The following is a 16,775-nucleotide window of genomic DNA, read 5'->3' as shown; positions in this document are numbered from 1 at the left end:
CTCCACGTGCGGTAGGGGCGGTTGGCCCATGCCGAGGTTGCCGCAGCCGGCCCCGCCCGAACCAGAGGACAGGGGCATCCGTTATTGGAAATATATAAATCAGTACAAAATGGGGCACGACGTCGGACCTGGCGTCGGCGGCCAGGTGGGCGGAGCGCTCGTACTCCTGCCGGGTTATCGCCGGATGTCGGTGCGGTGTTTCATCACCGTCGTGTTGGCGGCGGGACGGCGGACGGCTACCGTCGATCCAGCTGCACCGAGAAGGGCCCGCGACCGCGATGGACACACCGCCACCCGATGTCGTACGTCGCGCCGCCGCCGGTGACCCGGCCGCCGTCGCCGAGGTCCTGAAGGGAATCAGGCCGGTCGTCGTGCGCTACAGCCTGGCCAGGCTGGGGCATGTCGGCGCCGGTGGCGCCACCGCCGAGGACGTCGCCCAGGAGGTCTGCCTCGCCGTGTTGCGCGCCCTGCCGCGCTTCACCGATGAGGGGCGTCCTTTCCTCGCCTTCGTCTACGGCATCGCCGCCCGCAAGGTCGCGGACGCGTGTCGGGCCGCGAGCCGCGACCGTACGGACAGCGTCGCGGCCGTTCCGGACGCGCCGGACCCCCGCCCCGGCCCGGAACTACGTGCTGTCACGGCTGACCTGGGCGCCAGGCTCAGCGCCCTGCTGGCGCAACTGCCGGCGACGCACCGGGAGATCCTGGTGCTGCGGCTGGGGGTCGGGATGACCGCCGAGGAGGTCGGTACGGTGCTCGGTATGACCGGAGGCGCGGTACGGCTGGCGCAGCATCGCGCCCTGAACCGGTTGCGCGTCCTCGCCGGCGACACCCTCGCCCGGATGATCCCGTGACCGCCGACGTACCCCCGCCGACCGACCCGGTCCTGCGGGACGACCGACTGTTCGACGCGCTCAACCGCGGCGAGCCGCCGCCCCCCGATCACCCCGCCGACGACCCGGTGACCGCCCTGCTCGCCGACTGGCGCACCGAGCTGGTGACGCGATCGGAGCAGGTGGAATCCAGGATGGAGCGGAATCAGTCCGGGGAGGGGACGGGCTCCCCGGCGGCTTCGCCGTCCGCAGCACCCCCGGCCCGCCGGCTCCGGCCCGCCGCAACCGCCGGGCCCGCTACTTCGGCGCGGCCCGGGGGACGGCGGCGGACGGCGCTCGTCGGTGCGGCCCTCAGCCTGCTCACCGTCGTCGGGGGCCTGTGGCTGGGTGCGGCCCGGGCTGAACCGGGCGGCCTGTTCTGGCCGGTCACCGAGCTGGTCTACGCGGACCGGGCCGATTCGCTGATCACCGAACGGGACATCGGCCGGCTCCTGGACGAGGCGCGGCAGGACCTCGCCGACCGCCGGTACGCCGACGCCCGCCACCACCTGGAGCGGGCAGCGGTCCTGCTGGGCAGCCTCGGCGACGACGAGACCGTCGTCCGGTTGCGGGGCGACATCGACGAGCTCCGGCGCCTGTTGCCGTCCCCCGCCGCGACGGCCCCGGCGACGCCCGGCGCGGAGATCGACACCGCGACCGTGCCGGTGCCGTCCGACCCGGACCCCGCCACGTCCACGGTCCCCGTGCCTGTGCCGACTGATCCGGCGTCGTCGCACACCCCGGCCCGGCCGACACCGACCGCACCGGCAAAGGCGGTCCGGCCGACGAAGCCGACCGGAGGGGCGCCGGACGGCCGGCTGCGCACCCCGATGGGGGGCCCGCCACGGCAGTTGCCGTCGGTGCCGGCCCCCACGGCCCTGCCGCTCGGCGGGAAGCCCCACCCGGACGGCGCGCCCGTGGCGCGCCCCGGGCGGCCGGTCGGCGCTCCGTCCGCCCCGCCGTCCGCGATTACGCCATGGCCGGCCGGGCCAGATCGCGCCCCGGTGTCCCCGAGCGGGCCGGGGAGGGCCAGTCGACCATCAGAGACCTGACCCTCCCCGGTAGATCTCGTGACCACGCCTCCTGATCGCGCCCGACCTCGGGCCCCGGTCGCGGCCGGCGGTCGGCGCGCGCCCTCCTCCCTGGGGAGGCGCCCACGGGCGCTACCCGGGGGTCGGTGCCACGCAGTAGACGTCCCCGGAGTTGACCTCGTGCGGCAGCGACCTGAGCCGCTCCGCCAGCTCCGTCGCCGACATCCACTCCCCGAAGGCCAGGGCCATGTCGTCGCCGAACGCGATGTTGAACGCGTCGAAGCCGAGCGCGGTGAGGCGGGCGACGCAGCGCCGCGCCACGGCCCGCTCGATCGTGGTGAACTCGAAGGACAACGCGGGCAGCGGGCGGCTCAGCCCCGCCAGCACCGCCTCCTCGAAGCCCTCCACATCGATCTTGACGAAGGTCGGCGTGCCGTGGCGGCTGATCAGGGCGTCGAGCGTCGTGCCGGCCACCTCGACCGTGGCGTCCCACACCTCGTCCTCCCAGCCGCCGGCGCCGTGCGCCGCCTGCAGGAAGTGCGAGGACGCCGTGGTCACCGTGGGATTGCGGGAGTTGACGTGCAGGCGGACGCTGCCCTCGTCCGCTCCGCAGGCCGCCTCGACGACCACGACGTCGTCCTCCCCGGCATAGATCCGCCGGATGGCGCGCACGCACAGCTGTTGCGGCTCCACGGCCACGACGCGTGCCCCGAGGCGACGGAAGCTGCCGGTCCGGTCGCCCACGTGGGCCCCGATGTCGAAGACCACGTCGCCGGGCCGGACGAAGCGGGCGTAGAACTCGTCCATCGCCGCCTCGCGCTCCGGATCGCCGTAGTAGGACTCCAGCGACCGGCGCAGCGACGACATGGCCGGATCAGCCTTGAGTGCCTCCACCGCGCGGGTACGAGCCCTCACCGGAAGACCGTAGCCCGGACCGGGCCCGGAAACGCCGGCAATCGACAACAGTCAGGCGATCCCCGGCCGGGCGGGGGAGGCTCCGCCGACCACGGGACGGGGCAGGATGGGTGGGTGGACATCGAGTCGGTCGACTGCGCCCCGCAGCAGCGGTTCCGGCGGGCGATCCTGGGGCAGCGCTGGGAGCACCTCACCTTCCTGCACTGGGCGGTCGCGCCGGAGGTGGTCGCGCCCCTGCTGCCCGCCGGCACCCGTCCGGACACGCTCGACGGGCTCAGCTACGTCGGCCTCATCGGTTTCCGGATGGTGGGGCTGGGCCTCGGCGCCGGGCCGGGGGTGCCGTACTTCGGCACCTTCGCAGAGACCAACGTCCGGCTCTACTCGGTCGACCACACCGGCCGGCGGGCCGTGGTGTTCCGTTCGCTCGACGCGTCCCGGCTGGTGCCGGTGCTGGTCGCCCGGGCGACCCTGCGACTGCCGTACCTGTGGTCGGCGATGCGGCTGGACCGCGACGGTGACCGGTACACCTACCGGTGTCGGCGGCGCTGGCCCGGACCGGTCGGAGCGACGAGCCGGATGGTGGTCCGGGTGGGGCAGCCCATGGCCGACCCGACCCCGCTGGAGCACTTCGTCACCGCCCGCTGGGGGCTGCACACCCGCGCGTACGGGCGCACGCTGCACCTGCCGAACTGGCATCCCCGCTGGCCGCTGCACCGGGCCGAGCTGTTGCGCCTGGACGACGAACTGGTCGCCGCCGCCGGGTTGCCGCCGCCGGCGGGACCGCCGGCCAGCGTGCTGTACTCGCCTGGCGTCCCGGTCCGGTTCGGGCCGCCGGTCACCCTGCCCGAGACCCGGTGACCGCGGCGCCCGTCGCTCGGCGAGGTGGGACGGGACCGGCGCGCCGCCGTCATCTGGTGGCGGTGGCCGACAGGATGGGCAGGCGGGCCAGGACGTTGGCGGTCGCGACGCGCACCGGATCGGGGTCGGCCCAGCTCCAGTTCGGGTGGGCCCGGTTGGTGAGGAGCACGAAGACGGTCCGGCGGGCGGGGCTCACCAGCAGCGACGTGCCGGTGAAGCCGGTGTGCCCGAAGGTGGTGGGGGCGCTGAGCCGACCCATGAACCACGGTTGGTGCAGCACCACGCCGAGCCCGTGGTCGGCGGTCCGGTTCGGGCGTTCCGGGTCGACGGCGGGCAGCCCGGGGTTGGCGTTGGTCAGCATCCGGCGGACGGTGCTCTCGGCCAGGATCCGCTGTCCGCCGTACGTGCCGCCGTCGAGCAGCAACTGGCCGATGACGGCGACCTCCTGGGCGGTGCTGAAGATGCCGGCGTGCCCGGCGATGCCGCCCAGGTGGTTGGCCACGTCGTCGTGCACCACGCCCCGGAGCAGCCCCCGGGAGGAGCGCGCGTCGGTGGCGACCAGCCGGGCGGCCCGGTCGGTGGCGCTGAGCCAGGTGTTCGGGTTGAAGCCGGTCCAGCGCAGCCCGAGCGGGTCGGTCAGCTCGGTCTTCAGCGCCTGGTCCAGCCGCTGCCCGGTCACCTTCTCCACCAGCTTGCCCACGACCATCAGCCCCACGCTCGAGTAGCGGAACACCCGGCCCGGTATCGCCCCGCTGACCAGCGGGGTGGCCAGGACGGCCTGCCACTTCTCGGCCAGCGTGGCGTAGCCGGTCACCGTGGCGCCCACGGGCAGCCCGCTGGTGTGCGCGAGCAGCATCGCCACCGTGACGGCCGACTTGCCGGCGCCGGTGAACTCCGGCAGGTAGCTCACCACCGGCGCGTCGAGGTCGAGTCGGCCCTTGTCGACCTGCCGCAGGGCGAGGATGGACGTGTAGACCTTGGTGATCGAGGCGAGGTCGAAGATGGAGTCGGTGCGCATCCGGACCCGCTCGCCGGCGGGCAGGAGAACCGGCCCGGCAGCGAAGCGCAGGGCCTCGCCGACGGCCGCCTCGGCGTACGGCTGCCCGCCGTTGAGCGCGAGCGCGACCGCCCCGGCGTACATCGGGTGGGCGGGGTTCTGGCTGGTCGGCTTCAGGTGGCCGGTGAGCACGGTGGTCAGCCGCCGGCTGACCGGGGAGGTGCGGACGACCGGCCCGGTGACCGCGGCGGCGCCCTGGCCCGGGGCCGACGCGCCCGGCGTCCGCCACGCACCGGCGTGGCCCGCGGGCGGTGCCGCCCGGCAGCCGGCGAGTGCCGCGGTGGCGGCGGAGAGCCCGAGTCCGAGCAGCGAGCGACGGTTGACCGGCATGGCTGGATCATGCCAGGCCAGCGGGTGCGGAGACACGTCGTCCGGAACACCGCCGTGGTCGCCGCCACCCGGTGCCTCGTCGAGCACGTCGCCGGCGGGGTCACCGACGCGCCGCACCGCTAGGCCGGTGGCTCGTCGCCCGCCTGTTCGTGCCAGCGGGCGCGCCAGGCGGCCTCGTGCTTCTCGTAGCTCGTCCGCTCGTTGAGGGCGGCCCGCCGCAGGGCTCGCCGGGCGTCCGCCATCACCACGACCTCCACGGCCACCAACGCCACGCAGATCGCGGTCAGCAGGGCGAAGGCGGCCAACCCCGGCAGGTGCGTCGCGACCGGTATGGCGGCGGTGAGCGCGAGCACGGTGCCGACCCGGCTCCAGGACAGGGTGTGCAGGGTGCGCAGCTGGAACAGCAAGTCCGCGCACAGGTAGCAGATCACCCCGCCGAACAGCAGCGGCACGCCGGGACCGTGCACCGGCTCGGCGAGGCTGATCGACGGGTCGGCGATCTGCCGTACGATCTCCTCGGCACCGAGGGCGAACAGGATCACCCCGGCGATCATCACCAGGTGCAGGTAGGCGTACGCGTCGCGGGCCATCGACACCCGGGCCTGCCCCTGCGCGACGTGCTGCGCGATCCGGGCGGCCGGCGCGACCACGTCGTAGTGCGCCCACCACAGGGCGGCGGTGAAGACGATGCCCAGCACGGCCGCGGTGATCGCCGGCCAGGTGACCGGCTGGCCGAGGAGGTTGCCGCCGACGCCGACGGAGATGATCGACTCGCCCAGCGCGATGATCAGGATGAGGTCGTAGCGCTCCGTCCAGTGTTCGGCGGAGGTGACCATCCAGCCCCACGCGCCGGCGATCAGTCCGGCGCTGTACTGCAACAGGACGACGCTGACCCACAGCCCGTCCCGGACCAGCCCGGCCACGCCCGCGTCCTCGATCCGCGGCGGGATCAGCGCGGCGCCCAGCAGCAGCAGGGTGCTGGCCACCAGCTCCGGGGAATACTTCAACAGCAGTCGCCGCTCGCCCGGCCGCTCCTTGGCGACGTGCCAGTACAGCAGCAGGTGCACCCCGCGGAACACCACGTAACTGATCGCCACCACCATCGGCCCGGCGGCCGTCTGTTTCGGGTGGTCGAATGCCTGCGGCAGCGACAACGCGAAGCAGAACACCGCCGCCATCCCGGCGACCATCAGCACCGGGACGAAGCCTTCGCCCAACCGGACCCGGGTGGCCACCACGCTGTGCACCACCCAGCACCACCACAGCACGGCCAGCACGAGCATGGCGTGCAGCAGTTGCCGGCCGGTGATGTTGGCGGCGGTGGCCCGGGTGAGGATGAAGAAGGAGAAGACGAAGACCAGGTCGAAGAAGACCTCGAACCGGTCCACCCGGGCACCCGGCGCGATCCCGACGGCCGGCCCCAGTCGCCCGCGCCACCGGTTTCCCACCAACCCACTGTGCCAGCCGAGGACCGGCCGGGGGTCGAATTGGCAGCCGGCCCCGTCGCCCGATCGCTACTCGCACCTGTCCTCGGAGCCCCGGCCGTACGGTTCGCAGCAGTCGACGCGGTGCCGGTAAACCCGCAGGTCACGCCCTCCCTCATACTTAGGCCGATGGCTAAGTATTCCGGCGATGGTGGCGGCGCGGTCGACGCGCCGCTGGACGACGTGTTCCACGCGTTGTCGGACCCCACCCGCCGGCGCGTCGTCGAACTCCTGGGCCGGGGCCCCGCCACGACCAGCGACCTCGCGCGTCCGTTCGAGATGACCCTGCCGTCGTTCACCCAGCATCTGAGTGTTCTCGAACGCTCGGGCCTGGTGACCTCGGAGAAGAAGGGACGGGTGCGGACCTACCGCCTGGCGCCCCGGTCGCTGGAACGGGCCGACAATTGGCTCGCTGCGCAACGGGCGCTCTGGACCCGCCGCCTCGATCAACTCGATTCGCTTCTCTACGACCTGAAGGAGCAGCAGACATGACCGCCTACACCACGAACCCCGAGCTCGACCTCGTCCTGGAGCGCACCGTCGACGTCGCCCCGGAACTGGTCTGGAAGGCCTGGACCACGCCCGAGCTGATCGTGCGGTGGTTCGCCCCGAAGCCCTGGTCGACCTCGTCCTGCGAGATCGACCTCCAGCCCGGTGGCCGGTTCCACACCGTCATGCGCTCGCCGGAGGGTGAGGAGTTCCCCAGCGACGGCTGCATCCTGGTGGTCGAGGAGGGCTCGACCCTGGTGTTCACCTCCGCCCTGGGCCCAGGGTTCCGCCCGCAGGTCGCCGAGGACGGCTTCCCGTTCACCGCGGTGGTCCGCATCGCGCCGGACGGCGCCGGTACCAGGTACACCGCCACGGCGATCCACGCCGACGCCTCGGCCCGCAAGCAGCACGAGGACATGGGCTTCGCCGAGGGCTGGGGCGCGGCGCTCGACCAGCTGGTGGACGTCGTCAAGTCCCGCTGACCCGCGACCGGGGCCCACATCGGACCGGACCGGCCGGGGCGGTCGACGTCGGGCGCCCGGTGGCGGCGGCCAGGGGTCGGCCGCCGCCACCGGATCGCGGGAGACCGCCGTCAGCCGCGATGCCACTTCTGGTTCGCGCCGCCGGTGCACTCCCAGAGCTGGAGCACCGCGTCGTTGTCCGGGTTCCAGCCGGCGATGTCCACGCACTTGTTCGCCTGCGGGTTGACCAGGTCACCCGCCGCGCTGAGCACGAACTGCTGGGCCGGGTTGCCGGAGCAGGTCGCGATCTGGATGGCGGCGCCGTTGGCGGTGGAACCCCAGGCGACGTCCATGCACTTGTTGTTCTGGGTGCGTAGGGTGCCGTTGACGAACTCCCAGCGCTGGTTGGTGCCGCCGTGGCAGTCCCAGACGATGAGCCGCTGGCCGTCGGCGAAGTTCCAGTTCGGCACGTCGACGCACTTCTGGTGCCAGTTGCTGACCACCAGGTCGCCGGTGGCCGGCGGGGTGGTCGGCGGCGGTCCGGTCGGGCCGCCGGCGCCGAACGGCGTCAGGGTGATGGCGGCCGAACGCGGATCGCCGCTGTGCACCAGCGACTCGAAGCCGCCGACGTCGTCGTAGGCGAAGCCGTACGCCTTACCGTCGACCATGTTGGCGTGGATGATGCGGGAGTAGTGGTTCGGGGCGCTGTTCCGGTAGAAGGTGGTGGCGTCGAGCCGGGGCTCGGTGTCGAACTGGCCGAGCGTGCCGCGGTTGAGCGCGGTGCAGAGGGTGCGCTTGATCTCCGGCTCGATGAACGGCGGGGTGTTCGGGGCGTTGAAGACGCCGTCGCAGCCCCACACGTTGCCGGTGGTCGGCCTGGCGACCGTCGCCACCTGGGCGCCGGAGGAGTCGGTGAAGACCATGGTGCTGCCGACGGTGCGGCCGAAGAACCGGCGGTTCGGCTCGTTGGTGCGCGGCACCACCGTGAGGGTACGGCTGGTGTACGCGTTCCACGCCGAGCTGATGTACGAGTCGAGGTAGGCGGGGTCCATCAGGCCGGCGTCCATGGCCTTGCCCGGCGCGAGGACGCGCAGCACGGTGCCGTCGGCGCGGGTGACGACCGACCGGGCGAAGGCCGGTTGCGCCTTGACGGCGTTGATGACGTTGTTCCGGCCGTTGTTCAGCAACTCGCCGGTCTTCGTGGTGACGCCGCTGCCGCTGGTGACGGAGACGGCGTGCGGCACGGCGAACTGGTCCACCTGCGAGCTGTTCAACCAGAGGCCAGCGTCGTTGTAGGTGAACTCGGACCAGTCGAACAGCACGTCCCGGTTCGGGTCGCCGGCCGCCCAGGGCGCGGGCTGGACGACCCCGTCCGGGGTGAGGCGGAAGTCGAGCTTGCGGCCGAACGAGAAGTACATGCGCCCGGAGATGAAGCGCGGAATCCGGACGGTGACGCTGCCGCCGTTGGGCGGGCCGGCGATCGACACGTCCGGCGCCGGGGTCGGTGGGATGCCGCCGGCGGGCCAGCGGGTGAACGCGCCGGCGGCGTTGACGTAGCCGAGGCCGCCGCCGGGGCGGATGTCGGTGCCCAGGATGTAGAGGTGGACCGCCTCGCTGCGGCCGGTGTTGTTGGCGACGGTGACGGGAAGCAGGTCGGGACCGACGGCGAGCGCCCGGGTCTGGGTGGCGGTGAGCGTGACGGGTACGGCGAGCACGAGTGCGGCCAGCGCACCGATGGCGGCGGCGAGTCGTGCCCGGTACGAGCGGCTGTTGGTCACGGGAAACTCCTCGATGGTGGGGACGGGCACCATCTCGTCGACCCCGGGTCGCGGCCGGCCGACGAAGGGCGTGGGGGATGGGGGGTACGTCGCGCGGGACGGGTCTAGGCGCGCGACCACTTCTGGTTGGCGGCGCCGGTGCAGTCCCACAGTTGGAGCTTGCCGCCGTTGGCGGTGACCCGGTCGCGTACGTCGACGCAGCGGTTGGCGCTGAGGTTGACCAGGTCACCCGCGGCGGTGAGGGTGAACCGTTGGGCCGGGTTTCCGTTGCAGCTCACCAGGTTGACCTCGGTGCCGTTGGCGGTGCCGGCCCAGGCCGGGTCCATGCACTTGCCCATGGCGCGCAGGGTGCCGTCGGCGGCGAAGGTCCACGCCTGCGCGGCGGTGGTGTTGCAGTCCCAGATCTGCAGCTTGGCCCCGTCGACCGGGTTCGCGCCGGGAATGTCGATGCACCGGCCGCTCGCCGCGCCCCGGATCCGGGTGGTCCCCGGCGCCGGCTCGCCGCCACCCGAGGTGTAGCCGGAGACCCGGACGTAGTCCACCAGCATCTGCTGCGGGAACTGGGTCGACGCGTCCGGGTAGCCCGGCCAGTTGCCGCCGACCGCCACGTTCAGGATCATGAAGAACGGGTGGTCGAACACCCAGCGGTTGCCGCCGAGCCGGGCGGGGTCGACGCGGTGGTACTCGACGCCGTCGAGATACCAGACGATGGAGTTCGGCTCCCAGTCCACCCGGTAGGTGTGGAAGGCGTCGGCGAGCGGCGCGGCGATGGTCCGGCTGCCGGTGATCCCGCCCGCGCCGGAGTAGCCCGGGCCGTGGATGGTGCCGTAGACGGTGTTCGGCTCCCGGCCGATGTTCTCCATGATGTCGATCTCGCCGGCGTTCGGCCAGCCGACGCTGCCCATGTCATTGCCGAGCATCCAGAACGCCGGCCAGATGCCCTGCCCCCGAGGGATCTTGATGCGGGCCTCGAAGCGGCCGTACGCCTGCGTGAAGGTGGCGGCGGTGAGCAGCCGGGCCGAGGTGTACTCGCACCGGCCGTAGTGGCACTGGTAGTTGGCCGGGTTCTCCCGGCGCGCGGTGATGACCAGGTTGCCCTGGCCGTCGTGCACCGCGTTGCTGGTGCTGTTGGTGTAGTACTGCCGTTCGTTGTTGCCCCAGCCGCTGCCGCCGATGTCGAAGCGCCACCGGCTCTGGTCGACCGGGGTGCCGGCCGCGGCGTTGAATTCGTCCTGCCAGGTGATGCCGCCGATCGCCGCCTCGGCGGGGCGGGAGTGAACCGGTACGGCGAGGGCCACCGTGGCCGCGACGAGCGCGGCGCCGGCGAGGGCGAGCGCGCGTGGCCGGCGGCGGGTGCGGACGGGGAACATGGGACCTCCTGCGGGACGGGCGCGAACCTGTCGCGGGTTCGACGGGGGAGAGGCGACCGGCGCGGCGGCGGGATCGGTGGGGTGTCGGGGGTGCCGCCGCGCCGGGGCAGAGCGGTGGTGTCAGCCGCGACGCCATTTCTGGTTGGCGGTGCCCGCGCAGTCCCACAGTTGGAGGCGGGCGCCGTCGGAGTTGTTCCAGTCGGTGATGTCGACGCACTTGTTGGCCTGGGGGTTGACCAGGTCGCCGGCGGCGGAGAGGACGAACTGCTGGGCGGGGTTGCCGCTGCAGTTGGCGATCTGGATGGTGGCGCCGTTGGCGGTGGAGCCCCAGGCCACGTCCATGCACTTGTTGTTCTGGGTCCGCAGCGTCCCGCCGGTGAAGGCCCAGGCCTGGGCGCTGGTGCCGTTGCAGGTCCAGGTCTGCAGGAGTACGCCGTCGGAGAAGTTGGAGTTCGGTACGTCGATGCACCGGTTGTTCCAGTTGCTGACGATCCGTTGCCCGCCGCCGGTGGTGACGAGCGACAGCCCGTAGACCCCGAGGATCTCGTTCACCGGCTGGAACCAGGTGGTGCCGCCGGAGGAGCAGTTGCCGGAGCCGCCGGAGGTCACCCCCTGGGCCTGGTTGCCCGAGATCCACGCGCCGCCCGAGTCGCCGCCCTCGGCGCAGGCGTTGCTGCGGCTCAGCCCCGACACGGCGCCCTGCGGGTAGACGACGGTCTCGTTGCGGCCGAGGATGGTGCCGCAGCGCCAGCCGGTGGTGCGCCCGGAGCGGCAGACCGAGCTGCCGATGGCCGCGTCCTGCGATCCGGCCACGGTCACGTTGCCCCCGGAGTAGCTGTTGACCCACGGCTGCGGTGTCCAGGAACTGTTGGTGCGCACCCAGGCGTAGTCGTCGCCGGGGAACGACGAGCCGGCGAATGTGCCCTGCGAGACGTTGTTGAAGCCGAGGGTCGGGCTGCCGGCACGTCCACAGTGGCCGGCCGTGACGAACCCGCCGACGACCGCGAAGCCGACCGAGCACAGGGTGTTGCCGTTGATGACGTACTGGTCTCCGCCCCGGATGTCGTAGAGCGGGCGCGGGGCGGCCGGGGAGGTGACCACCCGGACGGCCTCGGCGGGAACGCCGCTGGCCCGGACGTACGCGGTGGCCGCGGCGGTGGCGCCGGGTCGGGCCGTCACGACGACGCTGTTGCTGACCACGTCGACGTGCCAGCCGTGGAGGTCCCGGGAGTCGGCCCTGGCGCGCCGGCTGTCCAGCGCCCGTTTGACCGCGTCGAGCCTGCTCTCGCTGCGGTCGGCGACGGTGACGTCGGCGCCCTCGGCGCGGACCACCGGGGCGAGCGCGGGATCGGTGACCGCGACGGTGAGGCGGTTCCCGTCGGTGGGCAGCCACGCGCCGGCGAAGGCGGGGCCGAGCTTCGCGCGCAGCCGCCGCTCGACCGCCGGGGCGGCGGCCTCGGTGCGCAGGCGGTCGCCCACCTGTGCGGCGGTGAGACCCAGGTCGCGGCGCATCGCCTCGACCAGGCCGGGAGGGAGGTCCGCCGGGGCGGCGCGGTGGGTGGCGGCGGTGGTGGCCGGCGGGCCGGCGACGGCCGCCGCCGGCGCCGCGCCGACGAGCAGGAGGGCGGCGGCGAACGAACCGAGCAAGCGCGGGTGTGGGGACATGGGGGGCCTCCCGGGGTACGGCGAGGGCGGCGGGCGGAGCGGACGAGAGAGCGCTCTCACGATGAAGTTTGTCGATGGTTAACAAATCTGTCAAGAAGGTTGCCTATTGTGCGCCCCGGACCCGCCCGCGCCCGCCCGGTCAGCCGGCCCGGAGGTGGCCGACCGGCGGCGTCACGCGCCGACGGTGTCGGTGGACAGCAGTCCGTGGCCGTCGAGCGGCCGGTCGCCGCCGTGGCGCTGCTGCTTCACCCGATAGAGGCGCCGGTCGGCCACGTGCAGCAGGGTCTCCAGCGTGTCGCCGTCGCGCGGGGCGGTCGCCGCGCCGATGCTGACGCCGGTGTGCCGGCGTACCGCCGCTTCGATCCGGGCCGCCACCGTCCGTGCCGTCGCCTCGTCGGCGTCGCTGAGAACGACCACGAACTCGTCGCCGCCGACCCGGGCGACGGCGTCCTCGGGGCGCAGCACCTCCCGCGCCGCCGCCACCGTCCGCTTCAGCAGCTCGTCGCCGGCGGCGTGCCCGAGGCGGTCGTTGACGCTCTTGAAATCGTCGAGATCCAGACAGAGCATGGCCGGGCCGGCGCGACCGCATCTGCGGAACAGGTGTTGGGTGAAGTCCGCCAGGCCGCGCCGGTTCAGGGCGCCGGTCAACGGGTCCAGCGCCGCCAGGGCGCGCAGCTGGGACCGCTGCCGCGCCAGCTTCCGGGTCTGCGTGCCGCAGACCGAGATCAGGACCAGCATGCCCGCCATGTAGAGGAAGACGTGGCCGGGCCGTGGCGGTTGCCCGAGGGCGGCCACGGCGAGGTACGACGCGAGCAGGAGCGCCTCCAGCGCCATCATCAGCCGCAGGTGCGGGGTGTAGGTGGCCACGAACACCGTGGTGGTCACGAACCCCAGGGCGGCCGGTGAGGCGGCCCCGCCGTCGCAGTACGCGCCGAGCGCCGCCATGGCGATGGTGACCAGCAGGATGGTGAACGAGACCCGGTAGCCGGCGGCCTTCGTGGTCACCGTCCGTGCCGCCCAGATGCCGACGGCGCCGGACGCCATCCCGCAGCTGTAGGCGGCGAGCATCAGGGGCCGATGCGGCTCGCCGGGCGTCATCAGGCAGTAGAGGACGGCGATGCCGTGCGAGACGACGTGCAAGGCCGCGGTGAGCAGCATCCTTCGCCGGCGCTCGTTCACTCCGCCCACCGCACCCTGACGACGGCTCCTGGGGAGGCAGCAGCACGAACGGTCGGGGTGGCCATGTCGGTGGTACGTGTCGAGGCCGCTGCGCGGAGGGGCCCTGCCACGCCGCCATTCAATGATGTGTGTTACATCACCGTCAATACCCGAAACGGCGCATCTGCCCTGGCCAGCGCACAGGTGGCCGAATTCGGTCGGCCGCCGCACTGTGCGTGCCCGTCCCGCTGCGCCCCGCGCTGGCCGGTCACGGGGGATGACAGCCCATCCGGCGGCGTGCCACCATACCGACCAGTCGGTATTCCATCTCGAGGGGGCCCGCGATGCCGGGAACGACTGCGACGCGTACCGCGTACCGCACCTGTCCGCTCTGCGAGGCGACCTGCGGGCTGACCCTGACCATCGCCGACGACCGGGTGACGCACGCCCGGGGCGACCGCGAGCACGTCTTCAGCCACGGCTTCGTCTGCCCGAAGGGAGCCGCGTTCCCGCAGCTCCTCGCCGACCCGGACCGCCTGCGCCGACCGCTGCTGCGGGTCGACGGCACGCTGCGCGAGGTGGGCTGGGACGAGGCGTTCGCCGCCGTCGAGGCCGGCCTGACCGCCGCCCGGGCCGGCGGCCGCGACGCGGTCGCCGCCTACCTCGGCAACCCCACCGTGCACACGATGGCCGGCGGGCTCTACGCCGGCCCCCTCCTGCGGGCGCTCGGCACCCGCAACGTCTTCACCGCCAGCACCGTCGACCAGATGCCCAAGCACGTCTCCTCCGGCTACCTGTACGGCGACCCCAACACCATCCCGGTACCCGATCTCGACCGCACCGACCTGCTGGTGCTGCTCGGCGCCAACCCCTGGGAGTCCAACGGCAGCCTCTGCACCGCGCCCGACTTCCCGGGCCGGCTGCGTGCGTTGCAGGCACGCGGCGGCCGGTTCCTGGTCGTCGACCCCCGGCGCACCCGCACCGCGGCGGCCGCCGACGAGCACCTGCCCATCCGGCCCGGCACCGACGCGCTGCTGCTCTTCGCCCTCGTGCACACGCTCTTCGACGAGAACCTGGTCCGGCTCGGCCGGCTGGCGGAACACGTCACCGGCCTGGACGACGTCCGGGACCTGGCCACCGCGTTCGCGCCCGAGCGGGTGGCCGATCAGTGCGCGGTGCCCGCGCCGCGCATCCGGCAGCTCGCCAGGGAACTGGCGGCCGCCCCCACCGCCGCCGTCTACGGACGCGTCGGCACCTGCACGGTCGCGTTCGGCACGCTGACCAGCTGGCTGGTCGACGTGGTCAACGTGCTGACCGGCAACCTGGACCGGCCCGGCGGGGCGATGTTCCCGCTCGCCGCCCACCAGCGAACCCGGACCGCCGGCCCAGGCAAGGGGTTCCGCACCGGGCGCTGGGCCAGCCGGGTGCGAGGCCTGCCCGAGGTCAAGGGCGAACTGCCGGTCGCCACCCTCGCCGACGAGATCGAGACGCCGGGGGAGGGCCGGATCCGGGCGCTGATCACCGTCGCCGGCAACCCGGTGCTCTCCACCGCCAACAGCGACCGGCTGGACCGCGCGCTCGCCTCGCTCGACTTCATGGTCAGCGTCGACCCGTACCTGAACGAGACGACCCGGCACGCGGACGTGGTGCTGCCGCCACCCGACCCCGCCCGCGCCGGCCACTACGACTTCGCGTTCCTCACCCTGGCCGTGCGCAACGTCGCGAGCTACTCGCCGCCCGTCCTGCCGCTGGCTCCCGACAGCCTCGACGAGTGCGACATCCTGGCCCGGCTCACGCTGATCGCCGCCGGGCAGGGCGTCGACGCCGACCCGGCGGGGCTGCACGAACAGCTGCTCGGCCAGGTGCTCGCTGACGCCGCCGAGGCACTGGACCGGCCGGCGGAGGAGCTGCGGGCGCTGGTCGCCGGGGACCGGCCGGCCGAACGCCTGCTCGACGCGCGGCTGCGGCTCGGCGCGTACGGCGACCGGTTCGGAGAGCGACCGGACGGGCTGTCCCTGCCCCGGCTGCTGGAGCACCCGCACGGCGTCGACCTCGGGGCGCTGCGACCGCGGCTGCCGGAGGTGCTGCGCACCCCGAGCGGCACCGTCGAGCTGTGCCCGCCGCCGATCGCCGCCGACGTGGCCCGGCTGCGCGCCGCCCGCGACGCGCCCCCGGAGGGCTTCGTCCTGGTCGGGCGTCGGCACCTGCGGTCCAACAACAGCTGGATGCACAACGTGCCGGCGTTGGTGAAGGGCCGCGACCGCTGCACCCTGCAGGTGCACCCGGAGGACGCGGCGAAGCTCGGGCTGGCCGCCGGGGAGGACGCCCGCGTCACCTCGCGGGTCGGCTCGCTCGTCGTGGCCGTGGAGGTCACCCCCGACACCATGCCGGGCGTGGTCAGCCTGCCGCACGGGTGGGGCCACGACGTGCCCGGCACCCGGCAGGCGGTGGCCCGCGCCCACGCCGGCGTCAACGCCAACGTGCTCACCGACGAGACAGCCGTCGACCCGCTCTCCGGAAACGTCGTGCTCAACGGCATCCCGGTGCGCGTCCAGCCGGCCTGATCGGCGGCGCCTTGCGTACGCTGGCGCACCGGGCCGGCGGGCGGCCCGGAAGGGCGGGGGCACCGGTGGGTCGGACGGGCGACGGGGAGGCGCTGCCGCAGCGGCTGCTGGCGGTCGCCACCAGGCTGTTCGCGGAGAAGGGCTTCGAGAAGACCTCGGTCCGGGAGATCGTCGAGGCCGCCGGGGTCACCAAGGGCGCGATGTACCACTACTTCGCCGCCAAGGACGACCTGCTCCAGGAGATCTACCAGCGGCTGCTGCGCATGCAGCGCGACCGCCTGGAGGCCATCATGGCCCGCGACCAGCCGGTGGCGCTGCGGCTGCGGGCGGCCGCCGCCGACGTGGTGGTGACCGCGATCGCCAACCTGGACGACGCCACGATCTTCCTCCAGTCGATGCACCTGCTCTCGGCCGATCGCCGGCGCGCGGTGCGGGCGGCCCGCCGGGAGTACCACGAACGCTTCCGCGAGCTGGTGGAGGAGGGCCAGCGCGCCGGGACCTTTCGCGCCGACGTGCCGGCCGACCTGGCCGTCGACTACTTCTTCGGCGCGGTGCACCACCTCGGCGCCTGGTTCCGTACCGGCGGCCGGCTCACCGCCGAGCAGGTCGGCGCGAACTTCGCCGACCTGCTGCTCTCCTCGCTGCGCCCGGACCCGGCCGCCGACCCGCGGCCATCGCGGTGACGGTGCGTTGTCGGGCCGGTCGCACCCGTCGAGCCGAGCCGCTGCTGGCCGCGCCCGTCGTTC

The 16,775-nt window shown here is 73.3% G+C and carries 14 protein-coding genes; 7 read left to right on the top strand and 7 right to left on the bottom strand.

Going from position 1 to position 16,775, the window contains the following annotated elements; translation table 11 throughout:
- Nucleotides 1-278: 278 nt before the first annotated feature.
- On the top strand, nt 279-851 hold the full coding sequence (gene shbA / locus KBX37_RS11515) for an RNA polymerase sigma factor ShbA (protein ID WP_210775888.1): 573 nt from the start codon (nt 279-281) through the stop codon (nt 849-851).
- The gene (locus KBX37_RS11510; protein WP_210775887.1) at nt 848-1,921 is read left to right on the top strand and encodes an anti-sigma-D factor RsdA; all 1,074 of its coding nucleotides are present in this window, start codon (nt 848-850) and stop codon (nt 1,919-1,921) included. The genes shbA and KBX37_RS11510 overlap by 4 nt, the downstream gene beginning before the upstream one ends.
- A gap of 111 nt (nt 1,922-2,032) precedes the next feature.
- Here the strand turns inward: KBX37_RS11510 and KBX37_RS11505 are convergent, their stop codons facing one another.
- Nucleotides 2,033-2,767 carry an FkbM family methyltransferase gene (locus KBX37_RS11505; RefSeq protein WP_210775915.1) on the bottom strand — a complete coding sequence of 245 codons (735 nt, stop codon included), beginning with the start codon at nt 2,765-2,767 and terminating at the stop codon, nt 2,033-2,035.
- 162 nt (nt 2,768-2,929) lie between these two features.
- On the opposite strand from KBX37_RS11505, the gene KBX37_RS11500 reads away from it, so the two are divergent.
- On the top strand, nt 2,930-3,673 hold the full coding sequence (locus KBX37_RS11500; RefSeq protein WP_210775886.1) for a YqjF family protein: 744 nt from the start codon (nt 2,930-2,932) through the stop codon (nt 3,671-3,673).
- A gap of 49 nt (nt 3,674-3,722) precedes the next feature.
- Here KBX37_RS11500 and KBX37_RS11495 read toward each other — a convergent pair whose 3' ends face one another.
- Both KBX37_RS11495 and KBX37_RS11490 read right to left on the bottom strand, forming a co-directional pair.
- Nucleotides 3,723-5,060 carry a serine hydrolase gene (locus KBX37_RS11495; protein WP_210775885.1) on the bottom strand — a complete coding sequence of 446 codons (1,338 nt, stop codon included), beginning with the start codon at nt 5,058-5,060 and terminating at the stop codon, nt 3,723-3,725.
- Between the two features lie 119 nt (nt 5,061-5,179).
- Nucleotides 5,180-6,511, bottom strand: coding sequence for a low temperature requirement protein A (locus tag KBX37_RS11490; protein WP_210775884.1), 1,332 nt, complete (start codon nt 6,509-6,511; stop codon nt 5,180-5,182).
- 162 nt (nt 6,512-6,673) lie between these two features.
- Between KBX37_RS11490 and KBX37_RS11485 the strand changes: the two genes are divergently transcribed.
- Together KBX37_RS11485 and KBX37_RS11480 are read left to right on the top strand one after the other, a co-directional pair.
- Nucleotides 6,674-7,036, top strand: coding sequence for a helix-turn-helix transcriptional regulator (locus KBX37_RS11485; RefSeq protein WP_210775883.1), 363 nt, complete (start codon nt 6,674-6,676; stop codon nt 7,034-7,036).
- Nucleotides 7,033-7,515 carry an SRPBCC family protein gene (locus tag KBX37_RS11480; protein ID WP_210775882.1) on the top strand — a complete coding sequence of 161 codons (483 nt, stop codon included), beginning with the start codon at nt 7,033-7,035 and terminating at the stop codon, nt 7,513-7,515. Before KBX37_RS11485 ends, KBX37_RS11480 begins: the two co-directional genes overlap by 4 nt.
- 110 nt (nt 7,516-7,625) lie before the next feature.
- Here KBX37_RS11480 and KBX37_RS11475 read toward each other — a convergent pair whose 3' ends face one another.
- From KBX37_RS11475 to KBX37_RS11460, 4 genes are all read right to left on the bottom strand, one after another.
- Nucleotides 7,626-9,272, bottom strand: coding sequence for a beta-1,3-glucanase family protein (locus tag KBX37_RS11475; RefSeq protein ID WP_307849037.1), 1,647 nt, complete (start codon nt 9,270-9,272; stop codon nt 7,626-7,628).
- A 104-nt stretch (nt 9,273-9,376) separates the two neighbouring features.
- Nucleotides 9,377-10,642, bottom strand: a complete 1,266-nt coding sequence (locus tag KBX37_RS11470) for a glycoside hydrolase family 16 protein (protein ID WP_210775880.1) — start codon at nt 10,640-10,642, stop codon at nt 9,377-9,379.
- Between the two features lie 120 nt (nt 10,643-10,762).
- Complete coding sequence (locus KBX37_RS11465; RefSeq protein WP_210775879.1) at nt 10,763-12,307, bottom strand: ricin-type beta-trefoil lectin domain protein; 1,545 nt, start codon at nt 12,305-12,307, stop codon at nt 10,763-10,765.
- A gap of 171 nt (nt 12,308-12,478) precedes the next feature.
- On the bottom strand, nt 12,479-13,465 hold the full coding sequence (locus tag KBX37_RS11460) for a GGDEF domain-containing protein (RefSeq protein WP_210775878.1): 987 nt from the start codon (nt 13,463-13,465) through the stop codon (nt 12,479-12,481).
- A 344-nt stretch (nt 13,466-13,809) separates the two neighbouring features.
- Between KBX37_RS11460 and KBX37_RS11455 the strand changes: the two genes are divergently transcribed.
- Nucleotides 13,810-16,029, top strand: coding sequence for a molybdopterin oxidoreductase family protein (locus KBX37_RS11455; protein WP_210775877.1), 2,220 nt, complete (start codon nt 13,810-13,812; stop codon nt 16,027-16,029).
- Nucleotides 16,030-16,094: 65 nt separating this feature from the next.
- On the top strand, nt 16,095-16,712 hold the full coding sequence (locus KBX37_RS35205; RefSeq protein WP_210775876.1) for a TetR/AcrR family transcriptional regulator: 618 nt from the start codon (nt 16,095-16,097) through the stop codon (nt 16,710-16,712).
- Nucleotides 16,713-16,775 lie beyond the last annotated feature (63 nt).

The sequence above is a fragment of the Micromonospora sp. U56 genome, from assembly GCF_018070095.1.
Lineage (GTDB): Bacteria > Actinomycetota > Actinomycetes > Mycobacteriales > Micromonosporaceae > Micromonospora > Micromonospora purpureochromogenes.
The sequence above is the reverse complement of the archived record's forward strand: the minus strand, read 5'-3'. Positions and strand labels throughout refer to the sequence as shown.

Coding starts and splice junctions, on each gene's coding strand:
- shbA (WP_210775888.1), top strand. CDS start 279: ATGGACACACCGCCACCCGATGTCGTACGTCGCGCCGCCGCCGGTGAC.
- KBX37_RS11505 (WP_210775915.1), bottom strand. CDS start 2,767: ATGTCGTCGCTGCGCCGGTCGCTGGAGTCCTACTACGGCGATCCGGAG.
- KBX37_RS11495 (WP_210775885.1), bottom strand. CDS start 5,060: ATGCCGGTCAACCGTCGCTCGCTGCTCGGACTCGGGCTCTCCGCCGCC.
- KBX37_RS11485 (WP_210775883.1), top strand. CDS start 6,674: ATGGCTAAGTATTCCGGCGATGGTGGCGGCGCGGTCGACGCGCCGCTG.
- KBX37_RS11480 (WP_210775882.1), top strand. CDS start 7,033: ATGACCGCCTACACCACGAACCCCGAGCTCGACCTCGTCCTGGAGCGC.
- KBX37_RS11470 (WP_210775880.1), bottom strand. CDS start 10,642: ATGTTCCCCGTCCGCACCCGCCGCCGGCCACGCGCGCTCGCCCTCGCC.
- KBX37_RS11465 (WP_210775879.1), bottom strand. CDS start 12,307: ATGTCCCCACACCCGCGCTTGCTCGGTTCGTTCGCCGCCGCCCTCCTG.
- KBX37_RS11460 (WP_210775878.1), bottom strand. CDS start 13,465: ATGCTGCTCACCGCGGCCTTGCACGTCGTCTCGCACGGCATCGCCGTC.
- KBX37_RS11455 (WP_210775877.1), top strand. CDS start 13,810: ATGCCGGGAACGACTGCGACGCGTACCGCGTACCGCACCTGTCCGCTC.